Here is a 24,572-nt window from a genome sequence, read left to right as displayed (position 1 = left end):
TTTTTGATACGCATATTTGCTTTTTTCCAATAAAAACTCACCTAAAAATCACCGCTCTTTGATTACTTCTTGCGCAAAAAAAAGCAAACGTTTGCTTTTTATTTTTATGATATTTTTAAATGTAAATTATTGTAAATATTGCTTCTGAAAATTGAATCTTATAACTAAATTTATATAATAGGTTAGTTTATATACTTCAACCTCTTTTACAAATTGAATAGAGGTTGAGAATCATTTTTTAACATAGCCATAGAGATATTTTATGAACAAAATTTTCCGTGTTGTATGGAGTCAAGCGACTCAATCTTGGGTGGTCGTTTCAGAATTAACCAAAGCGCATAAAAAACAAAGTTCATCCAATGCACAAAAAAGTGCGGTTAATTTTTCAGGCAATTTTATTAAATCTTCAGCCATCGCATTGGCATTATTAAGCGGCCATTCGGCTTATGCGGCTGAGACTGCTGCAAATGGGTTGATTCAGATTAATTCAACAAAAGGGACGGCTACTGCAACAGGTAGCGACTCTATTGCTATTGGTAAAGATTCTAAGGCAATGGGAAATAATAATTCACTTGCTATTGGTTATCGTGCACAAGCAACAGGAAACGATGGAGCATTAGCAATAGGTGGAGACTCAAAAGCCAGTGGAAAAAGCAATATAGCCTTAGGTTATCAAGCGCAAGCAGATAAAGATTTTGCTGTAGCTATCGGTAGGGGTGCTAGTGCTCAACAATATAATAATGCTGTAGCTATTGGTGCAAACGCACAAGCAAATGGTGCTACATCGTTGGCATTGGGAATGAAATCGAAAGCTACAGGTCACGATAGTTATGCCATAGGCTATGGAAGTGATGCCATTGGAGAGCAGTCAATAGCGTTTGGTCGAACCAGTAAAGCAAGTAACAAATATGATATTGTTTTGGGTTCAGAAGCTAATACTCGAGACGAAGGTCAAGGTCATAGTATTGCCATTGGTCTTGGTGCTATGTCGGGAACTCACAGTGCTGGGAAAAATTTTAATGGTGGAGATGCTGGCGGTGTAGCTATTGGTACTGGTGCTTATACTGGGGTAAATAGAAATAATATTTCTTTAAACTCTGCTGTTGCAGTAGGGGCCGGTGCCGGTGCTGGGTATCGCAATGTGGATGCAGATGGCTTGCCGATAGGTGTTGCTACCGATGCGGATAAAAATAATGAAGTATTGGTGAAAGCCTTTGGTGGTACTACTGGTAATTTAGGTTATTTCAAAAATGCAGGAAATGCTAATAAGGATGGTTTCTTCTCTTTCCAAAATGTAAATATTAATGAAGCCACAGCCTTAGGGCGTAATGCCCGTGCTATTGGTGACCAATCGGTAGCCATTGGTGCCCAATCCGTAGCAGGTCAGGGCTCTATCGTGATCGGTGGTAATGATATTCAAGCCTATGATGGAAAGAAATATTTTAAAGCGGCGAATCCTGATAGCAAAGATGCCAAAGGCGTGAATGATTTTGACGCTGAGACAACGCCTGGCACAGGAAAAAATGGTCAACCAATTAGGATCAAAGACAAATATAAAGAACTAGTTGGTGCAGCCTTAGATAATTCCTATCGTTCTAGCTACGGTCAAGATGGTTCGACCGTAATCGGTATGCAGGCTCACTCTACCACCCCGTTGGGCGTGGCGATTGGTACGAACTCAATCGTTAGAAAAGGTGCTTTTGGTGCCACAGCGATCGGTTCTGGCGCATCCGTATTAGCGAATGCTGAGGCTGCGGTAGCCATTGGTATGGGTTCGGAAGCGCAAGGTAATTATGCGGTGGCTGCAGGTACGGCAGCGCGTGCAAAAGAATCTGCGGTGGCTGCAGGTTATCAGGCAAATGCTGACAAATCTGCGGTAGCTGTCGGTGATAGCTCTAATGCTACAACCTCTTCTGTTGCAGTCGGTCAATTGGCAAAAGCCGAAAAAGTAGCAGATATTGCGGTCGGTCAAGGTGCGGTTGCCTCTGGTGAACAAGGTGCCATTGCTATGGGCCTTGGTACACGAGCACAAGGAGATTCCTCCATCATGATTGGCGGCTCTGAAATTACCAAGGTAGCAGCGCAAACTGTAAACTACCAAAAAGAGAAGAAAGATGGCAAAGGGCATGCTGTTATTAAAACAACGAAGAAAAAAGAACAGATTAATGGAGAAGAAGTAGAGCGTACGATCCGTTCTGTAGAAATGGAAGCGGCAACGGGGACCATTCAAGACGCCTATGGCGAGTTAACAAATGGTGCTACCTTAAATACCGCTACGTTAGATTATTCTTTAGCTACTAATAAAAATGGTCATGGCTCTATTTCGATGGGTATTCACTCCTTATCCACAGGTGATTTAGGTACTGCGATTGGTACGGGTGCACGTGTAGCAAAATTAGGTGGTGTAGCACTAGGCACAGGGGCTATCTCTGAGTTACAAAATGGCGTGGCTATCGGTACGGGTTCTAGAGCAGATGCAAACTCTATTGGTACTCGTCAAACAGATATTTCCTATGATGAAGAAGGCCGTGTTGTTCCGTTTGACAGTAAAAAGGTAGCGTATACATTCTATTGGGCAGGCGGTACGAATACTTCCGAAGGTGACGTAGTATCCTTTGGTACACCAGGAGCAGAACGTCAGTTGAAAAATGTAGCAGCGGGTCGTATTGCCGATGATTCTACAGATGCCATCAACGGTTCTCAGTTGAACTCTGTTACTAAACGTATGTCCAGTGGTTGGTCTGTGGAAGGTGAAAAAGATCACGGTAGTTCTGGGGTGTTGAAACTAAAAGGTACTGAAGCAACAGGAAAAAGTGTCAACTACGCAGCTGACGGTAAAAGTTTTACAAATGGAGAGGTTGGCACAGCTACAGGTAAAGTAGATAAAGTTCGCCTTAACGATGAAGTAAAAATCCGTGTAGGCGATAATTTGGTGTTAAATCAAGAAGATGCATCTAGACCAGTCTATGAAGATCCAGATGATAAGACTCGTCAAACGGGAACACGTATAACGTCTAAATTCACGTACTCCTTGAATCCAGTATTAACGGGCTTAACAAGCGCGACCTTTAAAAATGATGCAGGAGATACAACTGTCATCAATGGTACGGGGGTGACAGTCACTCCAGTAACCACGGGGAAACAAGCTGTTTCTTTGACTACTGATGGATTGAACAACGGTGGCAATGCGATTTCTAATGTGGCAAGTAATTTACCGAATACTCAAAATAGTAGCACGGCGAATACAGCCGCTGCGCCAAGCAATGCGACGAAATCGCAAGCAGCACCAACTTTAGGAAATACTGCAAATCAGGTAAATCCGACGAATGCAGCGACTGTATCTGATGTGTTGAATGCTGGTTGGAATTTACAAGGTGATGGTGCAGCCGTAGACTTTGTGAAACCATATGATACGGTGAACTTCGTCAAAGGCGATGGCACATCTGTTACAGTGGAAAGCAAAGATGGTAAAACATCTACTGTAAAATACAGCGTAAACCTTGGTGATGGCTTGGAAAAAGATGCTAATAATAAGATTGCTGTCAAAGCAGCGGACAAATCTTTAGCAGTAGACACTAATGGCGTTAAGGTTAACCCTGGTGACAAATCCTTAAAAACAACAGATGCTGGTTTAACCGTTAATACAGCTGATAAATCTTTAGAAGTAACAAATGATGGTCTAAAAGCAAAAACTGACGGCACAACAATTACTACTGGAGATAATGGATTAAAAGTTGTCACTGGCGAAATCGAATCTGTTACAACTGGTGCTAACCCTGGTACTGTGAAAGTAAAAGATGGCGATACAGGTAAAATTGCTACTGTAGACTCTGTGGTAAATGCTGTGAATAGTGCGGCTTGGACTGCTACCTCCGCGAAAACAATAGCAGGCGAATTAGGGGCAGAAGCTAAGGATCAAGCTGTGAAAGCAGGCGACAAAGTTACCTTTGAAGCAGACAAAAATATTAAGATTACACAAGCAGGAAGTAAATTTACCTTTGCTACTAGAGATGATGTATCTTTCAACACTGTACAAATAGGTGGCGATCAAGGTCCTAAATTGTCTAAAACAGCCGATGGAAATATTAGTGTTTCTGATAAAGATGGTACAGAACCAGTAAAAATTACAAATGTAAAAGATGGAGCTATTACAGCAGATTCTAAAGATGCTATTAATGGTAGCCAATTCCATAAATTAGCGAATAATACAATTCAGTTAAAAGGACAGAATGGTACCGATGCGGCTACTGAAACTAAGAAACAAGAGCTAAATAAAGAAGGTGGAATCGCTTTCACTGTTAAATCTAGCGATGGTACATTGTTAGATGTAACGGCAAAAGGCGATACAATTACACTAACTCCAAAAACAGGTACGATTACAACAGGTGCAGATGGAATACCAACAGCTAATACAACTGGTGGTAAATTAGTGACAGCTGAAGATTTAGTGACAGCATTGAAAGAAATGGGCTGGAAGGCTACATCCGGAAAAGATGGATCTGGTACAGCAACAGGTACTGCAGAAGCGCTAGTAAAAGCTGGAGAAACAGTAACGTTCAAAGCTGGCGATAACCTTGCAGTGAAACAATCTGGTAAAGAGTTTATTTATTCTCTAAACCCAGCATTAACTGGCTTAACAAGTGCTGAGTTCAAAGATGGCAATAATAATAAAGTAAATATCACTCCAGAAGGAATCACGATTACTAAACCAGCAGATCCAACAGCAGGTACACCTGAAAATACAGTGACTTTGAATCAAAATGGTTTAAATAATGGTGGAAATCCAATTACAAATGTAACAAGTAATTTGGTGAACTATAATGATCCTGATGTAAGTGGTAAAGCACCGGTTCGAAATGGATTGCGTAACTTCGATAACAATGGGGTACCTGATACGAATGTAGCTACTGTAGGAGATATCCGTAACATGGGTTGGATTGTGTCCTCCGATAAATCTACAGGTGAAAATGGTGCGGTCACTACTGATGCATACTCCGCAACAGTGAAAAATGCCAACGAAGTGAAATTCGTAGGCGAAGGTAGTGCTATTGTATCTGGTAAAACAGATGACAACGGTGTTCGTACTATTACTGTAGGTGTAGATGTGCAAAAGGGAATTAACCAAACGGTTACACCTGTGAATTACACAAAAGCAGATGGTACTAAAGTATATCCTAAAGAAGTTGATAATGGGGATGGCACTAAATCCGTTAAATTCTATCCGAACCCAGATGGATCTGGTGCAGAAATTCCGTCTAGTGAGGTAATCACTTCCGTAAATGGACCAAAAGGTACGACAAATCCAACTACATTATCTAACGTAGAAGGCAATTTGGATGGTGCTAAAACAAATACAACCGCACCAACAACTAGCGCAACAGCACCAACAGTGGGAACAGGAACTGGCGAAGTAAACAAAAACAACGCAGCCACTGTAGGCGATGTATTAAACGCAGGCTGGAACTTACAAGGTAATGGAACTGCCGTAGATTTCGTAAAAGCATATGATACGGTTAACTTCATCAATGGTGATGGTACAACAGCAACAGTGGCAAGTGCAGATGGTAAAACATCTACTGTAAAATACAGCGTAAACCTTGGTAAGGGCTTACAAAAGGATGATAAAGGAAATACAATTTCTGTAAAACCAGCAGACAACTCTTTAGTTGTTGATAATGCGGGTGTAAAAGTTAACACAGGTACGATCAACAATGTTACCACAGGTGACAAAGCTGGTACGGTGGAAGCCAATACTGGTGATAGAAATAAAATCGCTACAGTAGGTAATGTTGTCGATGCTATCAACAGTGCAGCGTGGACAGCTACATCTGCGAAAACAACAGCAGGCGAATTAGGGGCAGAAGCTAAGGATCAAGCTGTGAAAGCAGGTGACAAAGTTACCTTTGAAGCAGATAAAAATATTAAGATCACACAAAATGGCAGTAAATTTACATTTACTACAAAAGACAATGTATCTTTCAGTACGGTTCAAGTAGGTGGAGATCAAGGACTTAAGTTGTCTAAAACAGATGATGGAGACTTGAAAGTATCTGGTCCTAATGGTACGGATCCAGTGAAAGTTACAAATGTAAAAGCTGGAGAAATTTCTAACACATCTACAGATGCCATCAATGGTAGTCAATTCCATGCAGTAGCTAAGAATAAGATTAAATTAGCTGGTCAAAATGGAACAGCAGCTGCTACAGAAACAGATGAACAAGAACTAGATAAAACAGGTGGTATTAAATTTACTGTTAAATCTAGCGATGGCACATTGTTAGATGTAACTGCATCTGGAGATACCATCACATTAACTCCAAAAACAGGCACGATTACAACAGGTACAGATGGAGTGCCAACTGCAGATGTGTCAAATGGCAAATTGGTGACAGCTGAAGAGTTAGTAACAGCGTTAAAAGGTATGGGCTGGAAAGCTACAGCAGGCCAAGACGGCACTGGAACAGTTGATGGTAATACTGAAGAGTTAATTAAAGCTGGAGAAACAGTAACTTTCAAAGCAGGTAATAATCTTGCTGTGAAACAAGCGGGTAAAGATTTTATTTATTCCTTGAAAACAGAATTAACTGGTTTAACAAGCGCTGAGTTTAAAGATGCTAACAATAATGTGGTGAATATCACACCAACAGGAGTTTCCTTTAAAAAGCTTAATGCTACTGATGCAAACACTGTTACATTAAATCAAAATGGTTTAAATAATGGTGGCAACCTAATTTCGAATGTAACGAGTGGTCTTGCAAATCACACAGAAGTAGGTAAGCATGAATTGCGTAATTTAACTAACACAGCTGTGCTTGATACTACGGCGGCAACTGTAGGTGATTTACGTAATATGGGTTGGGTAGTATCTTCTAATAAAACGACTGGTGATTTGGGCAATCCATATTCTGAAGCAGTAAAAAATACTGATGAAGTAAAATTTGTTGGTACCGGTCTAGCTACAGTATCTGGTAAAACAGAAAATGGAGTGCGTACAATCACTGTTGATGTAGAATCTAAGCCAGCTATCAATGCGGTAACGTATACAAAAACAGATGGTACGAAAGTATATCCTGTAGAAGGTCCGACTGGCACCACTTACCACACAACTCCAGAGGGAAAAGGTCCAAACGATGAAACAGTGGATGGAAACGATGTAATCACATCTGTGAATGGAGCAAAAGGTACACAAACTCCGTCTACATTGTCTAATGTGAAATCTAACTTTCCTGATACGAAGAATAACGATGCTACAACAGGTCCAAGCAATGCAACCACAGCTCAAGCAGCACCAAATACAAGGAATAAATCTGGCAATGATTATGTAAATCCTAACAATGCCGCTACCGTTGGTGACGTGTTGAATGCAGGTTGGAACTTACAAGGTAATGGAACTGGCGTAGACTTCGTAAAAGCATATGATACTGTTAACTTTATCGATGGTGATGGTACAACAGCAACAGTGGCAAGTGCAGATGGTAAAACATCTACCGTAAAATATAGCGTAAACCTTGGTAAGGGCTTACAAAAGGATGGTACAGGAAATACAATTTCTGTAAAACCAGCAGATAACTCTTTAGTTGTTGATGATGCGGGTGTAAAAGTTAACACAGGTACGATCAATAATGTTACCACAGGTGATAAAACAGGTACGGTGGAAGCTAAGACTGGTGATGAAAATAAAATTGCTACAGTAGGTAATGTTGTTAATGCCATCAACAGTGCAGCATGGACAGCTACATCTGCGAAAACAAATGACGGAGAATTAGGAAAAGAAGCCACTAATCAACTTGTTAAAGCAGGTGATAAAGTTACATTTGAAGCAGATAAAAATATTAAGATTACACAAAATGGCAGTAAATTTACATTTACTACAAAAGACAATGTATCTTTCAGTACGGTTCAAGTAGGTGGCGATCAAGGCCCTAAATTATCTAAAACAGATGATGGAGACTTAAAAGTATCTGGCCCTAATGGTACGGCTCCAGTGAAAGTTACTAATGTGAAATCTGGCTTAGATACGTATGATGATAATGTGCCAGGTACAACGGATAAAAACCGTGGCTTAGTCGATTTATCCAAACCAGCAAATGGAGATGCACCAAAAGTAAGCGATAACACAGCTGCTACTGTAGGTGATTTACGTAATATGGGTTGGATTGTATCTGCAGATAAAAAGACAGGGGATTTGACTAATACGTACTCTGATACAGTAAAAAATGCGAACGAAGTGAAATTCGTTGGGGAAGGCACTGCTATCGTATCCGGTAAAACAGAAGGTAATGTACGTACCATTACTGTAAAAGTAAATGACCAAGTATCTACGAATAACTCTGTTACAGCAGTGAACTATACAAAAGCAGATGGAACAAAAGTATATCCTAAGATGGTTACAAATCCAGATACTGGAAAAGAAGAACTTAAATTCTTTGAAAAACCTGATGGATCTGGTGCAGAAGTTCCAAAAGGTGATGTTGTTACATCTATCAATGGACCAGAAGGTACAACAAGTCCAACGACATTGAAAAATGTGAAGAACAACATTCCAAGTATAAATGATGGAACAGAAGACATTACAAAACCAGATGGAACTGTAGTAGGTAAAACTCCTGATAATGGCAATATTAACAAAGCGCCATTAACAGCGGAAGAAGCAGCTAAACTGTCTAATCCTAAAACTGCAGACGGTGCGGCAAATCCTAAGTACATTGGCAACAATGCAGCCACAGTGTCTGACGTATTGAACGCTGGTTGGAACTTACAAAACAATGGCACTGCGAAAGATTTCGTGAAACCATATGATACAGTGAACTTCATCAATGGTCTTGGTACTACTGCGGTGGTAACGACTCGTGACGGTAACACGGCGAGTGATGTTACATTTAATGTAAAAGCAGCTAATGGTTCCGTAACAGTTGATGAAGATGGTGTGAAAGTAACTACAGGTGAAATGAAGCCAGCTGTAGATGCTAATCAGAAAGAAACAGGTGCTATTGCGACACCTGTAGATCCTGCGAAGGCTAAAGAGTTAAAAGATAACTTAGATGCAGCGGTGAAAGAATTAGCGACAGCGAAAGAAATGTTAAAAGCAGCGGAAACTGCTTTGGCAGTGAACCCTAACAATGCAACGTTGAAACAACTTGTGGAAGCTAAAAAAGCAGACGTAGCAGCTAAACAGGCACCAGTGGATACAGCCCAAAAAGCTCATGATAAGGCAGGCTTGAACAAAGTTGCTACTGTACAAAACGTAGCGGAAGCCATCAACAATTCTGGCTTTAACTTAAAAACATCCGCTGACGGTGGAGAGAAGTTAACTACAGGCACTAAAAATGATGGCGAGTTAATTAAACCAAGCAATACTGTGGAAATGGTAGCAGGCAATAACTTGACTGTAAAACAGGATGAAAATGGCAAGATTACATATGCTACGAAGGATAATGTGGCTTTCACAAATGTGGCTACTGATACGTTGAACGTAGGTAGCCATACATACACAGATGGTAAAGGTAATACGTATACGAAAGTGGGCGAGAACTATTACAACTCAGCTGATGTGGTAAATGGTACCCCTAAACCAGGTGCACCGACAGTGGATGTAACAACAACACCTGTTACACCAGTTAGCCCTGTAACGATGAAAACAGAGGCGGCGAAATCAGCTACGAATAATGCAGCAGATGCACAACCATCTTCCGCATTAAATGTCACATCTAAGGATGGTAAACCAACTCAAATTACAGGAGTAGGGTCCACATTGAACACTGAAACTGTAGATACTACGCCAGAAGGTACAGTACCAGGAACTACACCTAACACAACACCAGAAAACTTAGTTGACTTGAAAGGTACTGATGCAGCTCCTGTGAATAAAAACGCAGCAGCTACGGTAGGTGACTTACAAAATATGGGCTGGGTTGTCTCTGCCAAAGATGGCAATGGCTACAAAGACGTCGTGAAAAACGCTAACGTTGTTGATTTCAAAGGCAGTAACGGCATTGAAGTTACTGGTAAAACATTGCCTGACGGCACTCGTGAAATTACAGTAGGTATCAAAGAAGGGGAAGTTACGAATAAAGTAACCATCACTCATGCAGATGGTTCCAAAACAGAAGCCCTTAAGATTGGTGATAACTACTATAAAGTAGACGATAATGGTAAACCAGTAGGATTCGAAAAAGGTCCAGATGGTAAACCAGCTGGAACTCCATTGAACGTTGATCCTAAGACTGATACAGTAACGAATGCAGGCGCAGGTGTTGTGACTGGTAATGCAGTGGCGAATGCAATCCAAGATTCTGGTTGGAATGTAGGCATTGGTTCTACTGATAAAGAATTCAGCAAAGATGCGAAAGTATACGACAAGGTAAATCCAAATGACGATGTGAAATTCGCAAATGGAGCTAACACGAATGTATCTATGGTGACTGTGGATGCTCTTAATGAGGATGGTACTAAGAAAGCAACGACCTTTGTAAAATTTGATATTAACAGAGACTTAAAAATAGATTCTGTTACAACTGGTGGCACAGCGACTGACAAAAATGGTAACAACCTTGTGAAAGTAGGCGACCAGTACTTCAAAGAAGGCGATGTGACGGTAGTTACAAATCCGGACGGTACAACTACGGTAACACCGAAAGAAAATGCGAAACCAGTTCCTCCAACGGATGTAATTCCACCTAAAGATGGCGCTATGATCGTGAAAAATGCTGACGGTAAAGATGTCGTATCTGCCACTGTTGGTAAAGATGGAAATGGTGCATTTGGTATCAACGGCAAGGATGGTAAAAATGGTATCTCTATGACTGCCAAAGACGGTCAAGGTACGATTGGCGTAAATGGTAAAGATGGTAAATCCACAACGATTGTAGGGGATACAATTACTATCAAAGATAAAGATAATAATGCTACCAATATCGGCGTGAATACGATTACTTTGATAGACAAAGCTGGTAACACGACGACTACCACAGCAGACAAGTCTGAAATCAAAGATGCAGCAGGAAATATCAATGTCAACACAGCAACTGGAAATACATTGAAAGATCCAAATGGTAATACTCACATATCTACGGCAAGCACATCTGAGTTGAAAGATAAAGCTGGTAATACGAATACAAGTACTCCAACAACGAATGTGTTGAAGGATACGAATGGTAATACCAACACGTCTGCAGCAACAGGAACTACGTATACAGATAAGGATGAAAACAAAACTGTGGTGGGACCTAAAGAAATTGCCTTATCTGATAAGGATGGTAATAATACATCTAAGTTGACAAACAATGATTTAGTATTAAATACGAAGGATCCGAAAACGGGTGTAGAAAAAACATCTCATATGTCTGGAGATAAGATTTCTTTCAACACAACTGATGAAATCGAAAAAGATGCGAATAATAACCCAGTTATTGATCCGAAAACCAATCAACCAAAAATTAAAAACCCTGGTAACTCTACAGAGTATACGAACGAAGGGGTGAAGGTGATTCCAAATAGCACGGTAGCTCGTGATGCAAATGGTAACCCTACATTCTTGGACAAAGATGGTAAGCCAGTTATGAAAGATACAGATGGCAATTACAAATATATGGGGCAAGATGGTAAACCAGGTGCGAACTATACTCAACCTGTGGGAGCCTTAAAACCAAATGTATCAGATAACACTCGTGTCATCTCCTTCGGTATGGATAAACCAGTGTTGGATAAAAATGGTAACCCTGTGAAAGGTCCAGATGGCAAGCCAGTTATGACAGAAGGTATCTCCGCTGGTATGCAACAAATTCACAATGTAGCGCCAGGACGTATATCTCCTACTTCAACAGATGCGGTAAATGGTAGTCAGTTATATGCGGTTGCTTCAAATATTGGTAACTTAAACAACAAGATCAATAAAGTGGGTAAACATGCCGATGCAGGCACTGCAAGTGCATTGGCAGCGGCGAATATTCCGCAGGCTTATACTCCAGGTAAGAGCTTAGTTGGTATTGCAGCAGGTAGTTACCAAGGTCAAACTGGTGTTGCTGTAGGTATGTCGCGTATTTCTGATAACGGTAAGATTATCATCCGCTTATCTGGTACGACAAATACTCAAGGTCGCTCTGGGGTTGCTGCTGGCGTAGGTTACCAATGGTAATCAGCTGATAGCAAAAACATAATGAAAAACACCGCAAAGTGCGGTGTTTTTTTATGTCTTTTTTATTTATTCTCATTTAGAAAAGAGGATTTTTATGATGGAAATCCACTTCAAAACAATCTCCAAAACTTGTGGGAAATCTACCGCACTTTTGTGTTAAATGAGAAAATGCCAACAGGATTTTAACATTGCATTAGCAATTGTTTTTCAATAATTAGTTTAATAGTTTCAATTACTTACAATCTTAACAAATTGAATTGAGAGTCAATCTCAATACGAAATTTTCCCTTCGATAAAAATAAAAAAATTTATGATCTCAGTCAATAAAACAATCGTTTTACTCTAGTCTGGGTAACTCCGAAGGAGTATCCTTATTTCTAGAGTGGTTATTGTGATGTATTGGCGTCATGCCTTCCACCTACTTTCTGTTTCTATCTATACATACTTTGGGGGAAAATATGAACCGTTTTGTTATAGGTGATCCGAAAGATTGCATTGGATGCAATACCTGTATGGCTGCTTGCAGCGAAGTACACAAAGCTTTTGGATTACAATCCTTTCCGCGGTTACAAGTAATGCGTAACGACGATATTACTGTGCCGATCTTATGTCGTCATTGTGATGATTCACCTTGTGCTACGGTATGTCCTGTACATGCAATTAAGCACGAAAATGACACTATTCAATTAAACGAAGGTTTGTGTATTGGCTGTAAACTTTGCGCCATTGCTTGTCCATTCGGGGCGATTACTCAACACGGTAGTGCGCCATTAGACGCACCAAACCACTATGACAGTTTCTCTTTCACTGATGCGGTAAAACGTGATATTCGCACCGCACCGAATAATACTGATGTTCATAATATGCTTGCATGGGAACCTGGTGTAAAAGCTATCGCAGTGAAATGCGACCTTTGCTATTTCCGTGAAGATGGTCCTGCTTGTATTCAAACTTGCCCAACAAAAACTTTATTCTTAATTAGTGATGAGAGTATCGAACAAGCAAATCGCAAAAAACGCGAAATGGCAATGGTGGGTTCTCCTGTCGTGCCAAGATAAAAGTTTATTGTTTGTTTACTCGTTAATCAATGGAGTGAAATTATGAGTTCTTCAATCAGTTTGCTCATCACGTCCTTGTTGATTTATGTCGTTGGTGCGTTTATTTCTCTCGCTGTGCGAAAAAATGAACAACTTTCAATCAATATATCCGGCGTGACCGGTGTACTTGGTGGCTTGTTAGGCATTGTTGCCTGCATTCCCGTGCTTATCAGCAACGATACGGTCGTTGATGTGTTTTCAACCCCTTTCGACTTCGCCCAATTTTCAATCCGCATTGACGGATTAGCTGCGTTTATGGTGTGTGTCATTTCTTTAATGGTTATTATCACCGCACTTTATTCCTTTTCCTATGTGAAAGAATACATTGGCAAAGGCGCTGGCACGATGGGCTTCTTTATGAATTTGTTTATCGCCTCAATGGTTGCCTTAGTCACCAGCGATAACGCTTTCTACTTTTTAGTGTTCTTTGAAATGATGTCTTTGGCATCTTACTTCTTAGTACTAACCGAACAAGATGACAACGCAACCAATGCGGGCTTGTTGTATTTCTTCATTGCTCATGCGGGTTCTGTGTTGATTATGATCGCTTTCTTTATTTTCTATTGCTACGCAGGTAGCTTTGAATTTGAAGCTTTCCGCCACACTGAGCTTTCAATGCCTTTAGCCTTTACGGTATTTATCTTGGCATTTCTTGGTTTCGGTGCAAAAGCAGGGATGATTCCATTACATAGCTGGCTACCAAAAGCTCACCCAGCTGCACCTTCTCATGCTTCTGCAATGATGTCTGGTGTGATGGTTAAAATCGGTATCTTCGGGATCATCAAAGTTGGTATTGATCTACTTGGCGCACACAATATGTGGTTTGGTGTGATTGTGCTTGCTTTTGGCGCAGTTTCTTCTGTGCTTGGTGTACTTTATGCCTTAGCAGAACATGACATCAAAAAACTTTTGGCGTATCACACCGTAGAAAACATCGGCATTATTATGATGGGTGTAGGTGTCGGTATGATTGGTATGGCAATCCATAATCCTGTACTTGCTATTGTCGGTTTGCTTGGCGGTTTATATCACTTACTTAACCATGCGGTATTCAAAGGCTTGTTGTTCTTGGGTGCGGGTTCTGTGATGTACCGTTTACATTCAAAAGATATGGATCTAATGGGCGGACTTGGCAAATTAATGCCATTTACTGCTTTCTGTTTCTTGATTGGTACCATGGCAATTTCTGCATTACCACCATTTAATGGTTTTGTGAGTGAATGGTTTACTTATCAATCTTTATTCAGCCTAAGCCAACACAATGATGTGGTATTACGCATTGCTGGCCCTGTTGCAATCATTATGCTTGCCTTAACAGGTGCGCTTGCCGCACTTTGTTTCGTGAAAGTGTATGGTATTAGCTTTGGTGGTGCACCACGCAGCGAAAAAGCAGCACATGCACGCGAAGTGCCAAAACCAATGGTGATTGCAATGGCAATCTTAGCATTATTCTGCGTACTTTTAGGCGTGGGCGCTTCTGTGGTAACCCCAATTATTGCCAATATTGCAACCGCACTTTCTCATAATGAAATGCTTAATTTAGCTGAAAATGGCGTAGTGGTAGCAAGCAATACACCGAATACGGTGCTTTCTACACCAATGGTGAGCATTATGTTGATTGCATTCTTTGTGTTGCCGTTTATGTATTACGCTTATACCAAAGGCAATCGTATGTTAGATCGTGCCAAAGGCAATCCTTGGGCTTGTGGTTATGCTTATGAAATGGATATGGCAGCCTCTGCGGGTAGTTTTACTCGTCCGCTTCGTATCATCTTCAAGCCACTTTATACCTTGCGTCAAGTGCTTGATCCTGCGCCTGCTGGTGCAAAAGGTATCAATGCATTAATTTCAGGTGCGACCAAAACAGAACCATTCTGGGAAGAAAAAGTAACAATGCCGATTGCGCATTTTATCCCATGGTTAGGTCGTAAAATTCAATGGCTACAACAAGGCGACTTCCGCGTTTATTGCGTGTACTTCGTGATTGCCTTGGTTGTGTTATTGCTTTCCATTGCGTTGATGTAGGAGGAAATTATGATTTCATTACCTTCAGAAATTTCCACTTCCGCTGGAATGTTCTTTTTAGCCATTGTGCAAGCGTTAATTCTTCTCGCTTTGGCACCGCTCTTTTCAGGCATTTCACGGATGATTCGGGCTCGTATTCAATCTCGTCGTGGCCCGGGCTTGTTACAAGATTATCGCGACATTGCAAAATTAATGACGCGTCAAAATATTTGGCCAGATAATGCGGGTTGGGTATCTCGTGTTATGCCTTATGTGTTAATTAGCACAGTCATGGTGGTTGCGATGAGTTTACCCATGTTTACTCATTACTCACCTTTTGGGGCAGGCAGTGATTTAATCACCGTTATTTATTTGTTCGCGTTATTCCGCTTTTTCTTCTCAATTGCGGGTTTGGATTCTAACAGTACGTTCTCAAGTTTAGGTGCAAGCCGTGAAGTGACCTTAGGCGTACTTGTTGAACCTATCTTAATGTTGGCATTCATTGTGATTGCTTTAATTGCAGGTTCTACGAATTTTGCAGTAATTAGCACCGCACTTTCTAGCCAACCTTGGCAATATCCTGTAGCAACAGTAATTGCCTTAGTTGCCGCGGCTTTTGCGATCTTTATTGAAATGGGTAAAATTCCATTTGACTTAGCTGAAGCAGAACAAGAACTTCAAGAAGGCCCACTTACTGAATATTCAGGCCCTTCTTTCGCCTTATTGAAAGTCGGTTTGAGTTTAAAATCAATGGTGGTTGCCTCTATCTTTGTGAGCGTGCTTTTCCCATTCGGTGCAGCACAAGAGTTCACGGTAAGTGCGGTTATTTTAGGTATCGTTTCTTTCTTTGTGAAATTGCTCGTGGTATTTATCGCCGCATGTGTGTTTGAAAACACATTGGCACGTACCCGCTTTATGCTAACAGGACGTTTAACTGTGGTCGGTTTCGGCATTTCAGTGTTGGCGTTTGTGTTTTACTTCACAGGATTGTAAGGAGGAAATATGGAACGTTTAGCACTAATTACAATCATTTTGCCGTTTGTCGGTGCGTTTATTGTGGGGTTGAACAAACAATCTTTCCCAAAAATCGCCACAATTTTTGCCGCACTTGCTACCCTTGGCACACTTGCTGTGGCAGGGCAGTGGTATGCAAATGGCGCACAATCTGTCACCTATGATTTAGTCAAATTTGGTGATACTGCAATCTTCGGCGTGACCTTAGATGCAGTAAGTACATTAATTGCCTTTGCCGTTGTGGGTTTAGGTTTCTTAATTTGCTTGTATTCTTGTGGCTACTTAACCGATAAAAACCGCGAACATCCGCATAACGGGTTACCTCGTTTTTATGCTTTCTTATTGATCTTCATCGGTGCAATGGCAGGCTTGGTGTATTCATCAACTTTAGCCGGTCAGTTGCTTTTCTTTGAAATCACTGGGGGATGTTCTTGGGCATTAATCAGCTATTATCAAAGCCAAAAAGCAATGGCGGCAGCGATGAAAGCGTTGATTATCACTCACGTCGGTTCATTAGGTTTATATCTTGCTGCGGCTTATTTATTTAGCCAATCTGGCACATTCTCTATCACCGCGTTAGAACATCTTGCGCCAGAAGCGAAAACTATCGTGTTATTTGGCGTGATGTTTGCCGCATGGGGTAAATCAGCGCAACTTCCAATGCAAATTTGGTTACCAAATGCGATGGAAGCGCCAACACCGGTCAGTGCGTATTTGCACGCGGCATCAATGGTAAAAGTGGGCGTCTATATTTTCGCTCGTTCCGTGATGTCAGCTGGTGAAATTCCTCACATTGTGGGTGAAGTGGGAATTGTGATGGCAATGATTACATTGATTTATGGTTTCTTAATGTACTTGCCACAAGCAGATTTAAAACGTTTACTTGCGTATTCAACTATTACTCAACTTTCTTACATTTTCATCGGGCTTTCTCTTGCAGCATTAGGTTCTAAATTAGCTTTTGTTGCAGCGATTGCTTATATCTTTAACCACGCCTTTGCGAAAAGCTTATTCTTCTTGGTTGCAGGTTCATTGAGCTATGCCACAGGTACACGTTCAATGCCTCGTTTACAAGGGATTATGCGTACCATGCCTGTTGTTGGTACAGGATTTGGTATTGCCGCATTGGCTATTGCTGGTGTGCCACCGTTTAACGGTTTCTTCAGCAAATTCCCATTATTTGCCGCAGGTTTCGACCTTGGACAAGAATATTCATGGGTAACTTGGTTAATGGTGATTGCGTTGATTGAATCTACGGCAACATTTGTTTGGTTGCTTTATAAATTTGGTCAATGTGTTATCGGTAAACCATCTGAAGACGTGCAAAATGCGCAACCATTGCCATTCTCTATGACATTTGTTTTAGTGATTTTAATGGTGATGTCTGTGTGTTCTAGCTTTATCGCTGCCTATTGGTTAGGCCTTGCGGGTTAAGGAGAGAATTATGTTAATGATCAATGTATTAGCAAGTTTACTCATCATTACATCGCTTTGTGTCATTATGGCAAAAACCGCAAAAAAATCCGCGTTGTGCTATGGCTTACAGTCTCTTGTATTGGTGGTGTTATTCGTTTATTTGGCATTTGAAATGCAAGCTCACGAACTTTATATGTGGTCCATTAGTGCATTCATCACGAAAGTATTATTAGTGCCAGGAATTTTAATCTTTTCTTTACGAAAAATTGACGAAAGTCAAACTCCTGCAGGAATGAATGTCGCTTGGTTGATCCCGATCACATCTATCATCGTTTGCTTATGTTACTTTGTTGTCATTCCAGTGGACTTACCGTTAGTTGAACATTTAAAACCAGCGTTGTCAGTATCACTTAGCCACTTCCTTTTAGGTTTAGTGTGTATTGTGAGCCAACGCAATATTGTGAAACAAGTTTTCGGTTATTGTTTAATGGAAAACGGTGCGCATTTAACTTTGGCTTTACTTGCCAATAATGCGCCAGAATTAGTTGAAATCGGCATTGCCACCGATGCGATTTTTGCGGTCATCATTATGGTGGTGTTGGTGAATAAAATTTACCGCACTTTCAACACTGTTGATGCTAAACAACTTATGAGTTTGAAGGGGTAACGCTATGTATGAACAATGGATAATTGCGTTATTAGTCGCACCTTTAGTCATCGCTTTTGAAAGCTTTGCACTACGCGGAACAAAAAATCGGACAGTTTGTACCGCATTCCATATTACCGGGTTAATTTTGATGTTGTTCTTTTCCGTACAAGTCATTTCTGGCGTGTTGGAAAAAGGCAGTATCAGTGCATTTAACAACTGGGTGTATGTTGATAGTCTTTCTGCTATTTTCTTAGGCTTAATTGCTGTCGTGGGTTCACTTGCTGGTGTGTATTCCATCGGTTATATGAACACAGAATTGGAAGAAGGGCATATTGATTTTAAAACCTATGCTCATTACCACGGTTTCTTACACTTATTCTTCTTTACGATGATTGTGTCAGTTATCACCAATAACTTGATTTTAATGTGGGTTGCCATTGAAGCGACAACATTAAGCTCTGCGTTTTTGGTCGGTACTTACAAACAAAAAACATCCCTTGAAGCTGCGTGGAAATACATCATCATCTGTTCTGTGGGCGTCGCTTTCGGTTTATACGGCACACTTTTAACCTTTGCTAATGCAAATGGCGTGCTTGCCGATCCAAGCCAAGCGATTTTCTGGTCAGCCGTGAATCAACAAGCCATAGGTTTAAACCCAATGTTGATGTATATCGCATTTGCTTTCGTATTGATTGGTTTCGGCACGAAGTGCGGTCTATTTCCAATGCATACTTGGTTATCAGACGCACACAGTGAAGCACCAAGCCCAGTGAGTGCAATTTTATCAGCGGTGTTATTAAACTGTGCAATGCTTGTGGTGTTGCGTTACTACACATTAGTTTCAAAAGCGGTTGGCGCAGAATTTCCACAAACTTTAATGTTGATTTTTGGTTTACTTTCAGTGCTTGTGGCGGCGTTATTTATCATCGTGCAATTTGATATTAAACGTATGCTTGCTTATTCAAGTATCGAAAATATGGGCTTAATCAGCTTCGCTTTCGGTCTTGGTGGCCCAATTGGGGTATTTGCAGGTTTACTTCACACCATCAACCACAGTCTTGCGAAAACCTTATTATTCTGTGCATCGGGTAATATTCTATTGAAATATAAAACCCGTGATATGAATCAAGTGCGTGGATTATGGCGTGTTGCACCAGTGAGTGCGGTGCTTTTCGCAGGTGGTGCGTTGGCATTGGGCGGTATCCCTCCATTTAACGTATTTGTTAGTGAATTTAGTGTTGTGGTCGCAGGGATTACAGCGGGTAAAACTTGGTTAGTTATTTTATGCTTAATTTTGCTTACTATCGTGCTTGCAGGGCTTGCCTTAATGCTATTAAAAACAGTGCTTGGCAAACAACCTGATAACGTGGAAGCAGGCGAAGTCAGTAAAGTCTCTTTGGCGGCAATGGCCATACTATTGTTGTTAATGTTTGTAATGGGTATCCATATTGCAGAGCCAATCTTGCAGTTACTAAAAAGTGCGGTAGGAATTGTGCTTGGATCTGAACATGTGTCCTTTGGCGATATGCTAGTTTTACCTTGGCAAAGTTTAGCGAAATGATCGACAATTGGGGGAAAAAATGGAATTAACTAAAAATACATCGGTCGATCCGGTAAAAATGCTCGGCAAAAATTATATTGAAGCCGTTAATGCAAAATTTCCGAATACCATTTTAGATGAGGAGTGGTCTACACCAAATCAAGTCACTTTAACGGTGAAAACCAATATGTTACCTGATGTGGTGGAATATCTTTACTATCAACATGAAGGCTGGTTGCCATTGGTTTTTGGTAACGATGAACGCTCAATTCATGGTCATTATGCTGTTTATTACGTGCTTTCTATGGAAGGTGTCGTCAAAACTTTTGTGACGATTAAAGCACTCGTGGATCCTGTTACACTCGAATTTCCTTCCGTAACACCGAAAGTCAAAGCGGCGGTGTGGGGTGAACGTGAATTATTCGATATGTACGGTTTAAAAGCCGTCGGTCTTCCCGATCAACGTCGTTTAGTGTTACCGGATGACTGGCCAGATGATCTTTACCCATTACGTAAAGATTCGATGGACTACCGTTTGCGTCCTGATCCAACTACGGCAACGGAAACCTATGAGTTTATTAACGAAAAAGGCGAAGCGCGTATTGTGCCTATCGGTCCTCTCCATATTACATCAGATGAACCGGGACATTTCCGTTTGTTTGTAGATGGGGAAGATATTATTGATGCGGACTACCGTTTATTCTATGTACACCGTGGTATGGAAAAATTGGCAGAAACCCGAATGGATTACGATCAGGTCAATTTCTTGGCTGACCGTGTGTGCGGTATCTGCGGTTTTACCCATAGTGTTGCTTATGCTAACTCAGTCGAAAATGCGTTAGGTATTCAAATTCCTGAACGTGCACAATGGATTCGTGCAATTTTATTGGAAGTGGAACGCTTGCACAGTCATTTATTGAACTTAGGTTTATCTAGCCACTTTACTGGTTTTGATACTGGCTTTATGCAATTCTTCCGTGTTCGTGAAAAATCTATGACACTTGCAGAAGTGCTTACTGGTGCGCGTAAAACCTATGGTATTAACTTAATCGGTGGTGTACGCCGTGATATGTTGAAACACCAACGTGAACAATGCATTAAGCTTATTGCAGAAATGCGTGAAGAGCTTAAAACTTTGGTAGATATTTTACTCAATACGCCAAATATGGAACAACGTACTGTGGGCGTAGGAGTGCTTGATCGTCAAGTTGCGCGTGATTTTAGCCCGGTCGGACCGATGATTCGAGGTTCCGGCTTCGCACGTGATGTGCGTAAAATTCACCCCTTCTCTGGCTATGGCGATGTACCATTCAATATGTTCACCGAACAAGGTGGCGATGTGATTTCTCGTGTGAAAGTGCGGGTAAATGAAGTGTTTGAATCCATGAATATCATTGATTATATGGTGGATAACTTGCCTACTGGTGCGATTATCACGGAAGGTTTCAATTACACTCCAGGACGTTTTGCCTTAGGTATCACGGAAGCGCCGCGTGGTGAAGACATTCACTGGTCAATGCTTGGCGATAACCAAAAATTATATCGCTGGCGTTGTCGTGCAGCGACTTATGCAAACTGGCCAACTTTACGTTATATGTTGCGTGGCAATACGGTATCAGATGCGCCACTTATCATTGGTAGCCTTGACCCTTGCTATTCTTGTACTGACCGTGTGACAGTGGTGGATGTACGTAAACGCAAAGCACAAACGGTTTCTTACAAAGAAATCGAACGCTACGGCATTGAACGTAAAAATTCACCATTAAAATAGGGGGCGCACAATGTTTAAATTACTTAAAACCGTATTAAATGCAGGGGATGTTACCACTAAATATCCGTTTAAACCCTATGAAGTTGATCCTGATTTCCGTGGTAAACCAGAACTGAACTCTGATCAATGTATTGTTTGTGCAGCCTGTACAATGGCATGTCCAGCTAATGCGCTTACCATGCGTACCGATCCAGAAACAGGCGAACGTACTTGGTCATTATTTTTAGGCCGCTGCATTTTCTGTGGCCGTTGTGAAGAAGTTTGCCCAACAAAAGCGATTCGTTTAAGCCAAGATTTTGAATTATCAGTTAGCAATAAACAGGATCTTTATCAAGAAACAACCTTTACTACAACGATTTGTCATCAATGTGGCCAACCTTTTGTTTCTCATAAAGAACTCAATTATGCCGTGGATTTATTCAAACAAACGTTGGATAACGATGAACTGGTAAAACATAAATTAGCGGTGCTCAACACTTGCCCAACCTGTAAACGCCAAAACAGTTTGGAAAAAACCGCCGATATGGAATCCAATATGCGCGTGAAATTGGCATTATTTGATCACGTTAGGGAGATTGCAAGATGAACACACAAATCCCAATGCCCGTGAATGGTATTTCAACGCCATTTAGCGTGGATGAAAACATTGCGAAAATGAAACAAACTTTGTTGAAAAATATTCAACGTTCCGCTTATGTTTACCGTGTTGACTGTGGCGGTTGTAATGGTTGCGAAATTGAAATTTTTAGTACCATTACACCAACCTTTGACGCAGAACGTTTTGGGATTAAGGTTGTTGCATCACCTCGCCATGCGGATATTTTATTATTTACTGGTGCGGTAACTCGTGCAATGCGTACACCGGCAATGCGTGCTTATCAAGCTGCACCCGATCCAAAAATCTGTATTTCTTATGGAGCGTGCGGTTGTGGTGGCGGTATTTTCCATGACTTGTACTGCGTGTGGGGCGGTAGCGATCAAATTGTACCAATTGATGTGTATATTCCCGGTTGTCCTCCAACTCCAGCGGCGACTATTTATGGTTTTGCAATGGCACTTGGTTTACTTGATCAAAAACTCAAAGGTAAACAAGAAATTGCCGATCCTAATGCTGAGGCTAAATTACGTTTCCCAAATATTCCATTAGATTTACGCGTGGAATTAGAACGTGAAGCGCGTCGTTTGGCGGGCTATCGACAAGGTGGAGATATTGCTAATCAATTTATGAGTATGATGTCTGAAAAAGATCAGGTTCCATTTGGTGTTCGCCTTGGCGAATTTTTGGAACGTGAAGCGGATCCTCGTTTGAGTGAAATCGTAAACCGATTACATGCAATTAGTATGCCGTTTTCGGGATAGTCTAACGATTGATAAATAAACTAATAGCTCCGTTTTGATTTCTGCCAAATCTCCCCTTACCCCTCTTTGCTAAAGAGGGGAATAAGAGCAGTCGATTTCAATCTAGTTTTCTGCATTAACAACAGAAAATTAAAATGAGAGAGAAGATACTGTATTGCTAAAGAAAAATCCTCTCTTTAGGCAAAAAGAGGAATAAGAGTAGTCGATTTTAATCTAGTTTTCTGCATTAACAACAGAAAACTAAAATGAGAGAGAAGATGCTTTATTGCTAAAGAAGAATCCTCTCTTTGGAAAAGAGAGGAATAAGAGCGGTCAATTTCAATCTGGTTTTCTGCATTAACAACAGAAAATTAAAATGAGAGAGAAGATATTTTATTACTAAAGAAGAATCTCCTCTTTAGAAAAGAGAGGAATAAGAGCGGCCAATTTCAATCTGTTTTTTTGTATTAACAACAGAAAACTAAAATGAGAGAGAAGATACTTTCTTGCTAAAGAAGAATCCTCTCTTTGGAAAAGAGAGGAATAAGAGCGGTCGATTTCAATCTAGTTTTCTGCACTAACAACAGAAAATTAAAATGAGAGAGAAGTACTTTATTGCTAAAGAAGAATCCCCCTCTTTAGCAAAGAGGGGTAAGGGGAGATTTGGCAGTATTGATTAGCGAAGAAATTACTTTACAAGTTTTATAGGACGTACCATGACAACCCAAGTTTTTTTCTATTTACTCAATGAGCGTTTTGTTGAAAACGATGAGCAAGTCCCAGAGCAAGCCAAGCAAGTAATGTATTATTCTCTTGCGATTGGTCACCATGTTGGCGTGATTGACTGCTTTAAAAAATTACTAATTTGTGATTATGCCGATTACCAACGTTTTGTCGATACCTTCCCTGAAGGGGATGCAAAACGTAAGTTTGCGGGCTTAATGAAATTTGGTGAAATTGTGATTGATTCAAGTCATGTAAATTTATTGGCTAAGGCACTTGATGAAAATAGAGTCAATTTTTCATCGGAACATCAAAAATGGGTCGATATTTTAATGGACACGCTTGCTTCCATCCAGCGTGAACCTGTGATGTATATTATGGTGAAACGTCGTGATGAATGAAAATGTAATTCTAACTGTTGGTAACACAATGATGGGCGATGATGGGGCTGGCCCCTATCTTGCTCAGCTTTGTAGTGAAAATCCGTTGCCAAATTGGACCGCACTTGATGGTGGTTCAGCACCAGAAAATCTTGTGCATCAGATCCGGGCCATGAAACCAAAGCGTTTAATTATCTTTGATGCAACAGAAATGGAACTGCCCGTTGGTAAAATTCGTATTATCGATAAAGAACTCATTGCAGAAATGTTCTTCGTCAGCACGCATAATTTGCCACTTAATTTTTTAATCGAGCAATTAGAGGAAGATATTCCTGAGGTTATTTTTATTGGTATCCAGCCCGATCTTGTTTCCTTTGGTTTTCCGATGAGTGAAGCTGTAAAAAGTGCGGTAGAATTTTTCTATGAATTTTTGAAGGATGGGGGCGATTTAGGCGAAATTACTCGATTGTAATTGCCTTCATTCATAAAAAACGATCGCTTAACTTG

General features: G+C 40.8%; 12 protein-coding genes. All 12 read left to right on the top strand.

The window, feature by feature from the left end; translation table 11 throughout:
* Positions 1–262 precede the first annotated feature (262 nt).
* The 12 genes from DV428_RS07270 (at position 263) to hycI (ending at position 24,537) form a co-directional block, all read left to right on the top strand.
* The gene (locus tag DV428_RS07270; RefSeq protein WP_114909229.1) at positions 263–12,133 is read left to right on the top strand and encodes a YadA-like family protein; all 11,871 of its coding nucleotides are present in this window, start codon (positions 263–265) and stop codon (positions 12,131–12,133) included.
* Between the two features lie 458 nt (positions 12,134–12,591).
* Positions 12,592–13,191 carry a 4Fe-4S dicluster domain-containing protein gene (locus DV428_RS07265; protein WP_005626073.1) on the top strand — a complete coding sequence of 200 codons (600 nt, stop codon included), beginning with the start codon at positions 12,592–12,594 and terminating at the stop codon, positions 13,189–13,191.
* A 42-nt stretch (positions 13,192–13,233) separates the two neighbouring features.
* Complete coding sequence (gene hyfB / locus DV428_RS07260; protein ID WP_114909228.1) at positions 13,234–15,255, top strand: hydrogenase 4 subunit B; 2,022 nt, start codon at positions 13,234–13,236, stop codon at positions 15,253–15,255.
* A gap of 9 nt (positions 15,256–15,264) precedes the next feature.
* The gene (locus tag DV428_RS07255; RefSeq protein WP_114909227.1) at positions 15,265–16,227 is read left to right on the top strand and encodes a respiratory chain complex I subunit 1 family protein; all 963 of its coding nucleotides are present in this window, start codon (positions 15,265–15,267) and stop codon (positions 16,225–16,227) included.
* 9 nt (positions 16,228–16,236) lie between these two features.
* On the top strand, positions 16,237–17,682 hold the full coding sequence (locus DV428_RS07250; protein ID WP_005631962.1) for a hydrogenase 4 subunit D: 1,446 nt from the start codon (positions 16,237–16,239) through the stop codon (positions 17,680–17,682).
* A gap of 10 nt (positions 17,683–17,692) precedes the next feature.
* On the top strand, positions 17,693–18,331 hold the full coding sequence (gene hyfE / locus DV428_RS07245; protein WP_114909226.1) for a hydrogenase 4 membrane subunit: 639 nt from the start codon (positions 17,693–17,695) through the stop codon (positions 18,329–18,331).
* 4 nt (positions 18,332–18,335) lie between these two features.
* Positions 18,336–19,874, top strand: coding sequence for a hydrogenase 4 subunit F (locus tag DV428_RS07240; RefSeq protein ID WP_114909225.1), 1,539 nt, complete (start codon positions 18,336–18,338; stop codon positions 19,872–19,874).
* 19 nt (positions 19,875–19,893) lie between these two features.
* On the top strand, positions 19,894–21,624 hold the full coding sequence (locus DV428_RS07235) for a hydrogenase large subunit (protein ID WP_005634689.1): 1,731 nt from the start codon (positions 19,894–19,896) through the stop codon (positions 21,622–21,624).
* A gap of 10 nt (positions 21,625–21,634) precedes the next feature.
* Positions 21,635–22,210, top strand: a complete 576-nt coding sequence (locus DV428_RS07230; RefSeq protein WP_005626087.1) for a formate hydrogenlyase complex iron-sulfur subunit — start codon at positions 21,635–21,637, stop codon at positions 22,208–22,210.
* The gene (locus tag DV428_RS07225) at positions 22,207–22,983 is read left to right on the top strand and encodes an NADH-quinone oxidoreductase subunit B family protein (protein ID WP_005626090.1); all 777 of its coding nucleotides are present in this window, start codon (positions 22,207–22,209) and stop codon (positions 22,981–22,983) included. The genes DV428_RS07230 and DV428_RS07225 overlap by 4 nt, the downstream gene beginning before the upstream one ends.
* 695 nt (positions 22,984–23,678) lie before the next feature.
* Positions 23,679–24,086, top strand: coding sequence for a formate hydrogenlyase maturation HycH family protein (locus DV428_RS07220; RefSeq protein WP_114909224.1), 408 nt, complete (start codon positions 23,679–23,681; stop codon positions 24,084–24,086).
* On the top strand, positions 24,079–24,537 hold the full coding sequence (gene hycI / locus DV428_RS07215) for a hydrogenase maturation peptidase HycI (protein WP_046942667.1): 459 nt from the start codon (positions 24,079–24,081) through the stop codon (positions 24,535–24,537). Before DV428_RS07220 ends, hycI begins: the two co-directional genes overlap by 8 nt.
* The last annotated feature ends 35 nt before the right edge of the window (positions 24,538–24,572 follow it).

The sequence above is a fragment of the Haemophilus haemolyticus genome (assembly GCF_003352385.1).
Classification (GTDB): domain Bacteria; phylum Pseudomonadota; class Gammaproteobacteria; order Enterobacterales; family Pasteurellaceae; genus Haemophilus; species Haemophilus haemolyticus_I.
The sequence above is the reverse complement of the archived record's forward strand: the minus strand, read 5'-3'. Positions and strand labels throughout refer to the sequence as shown.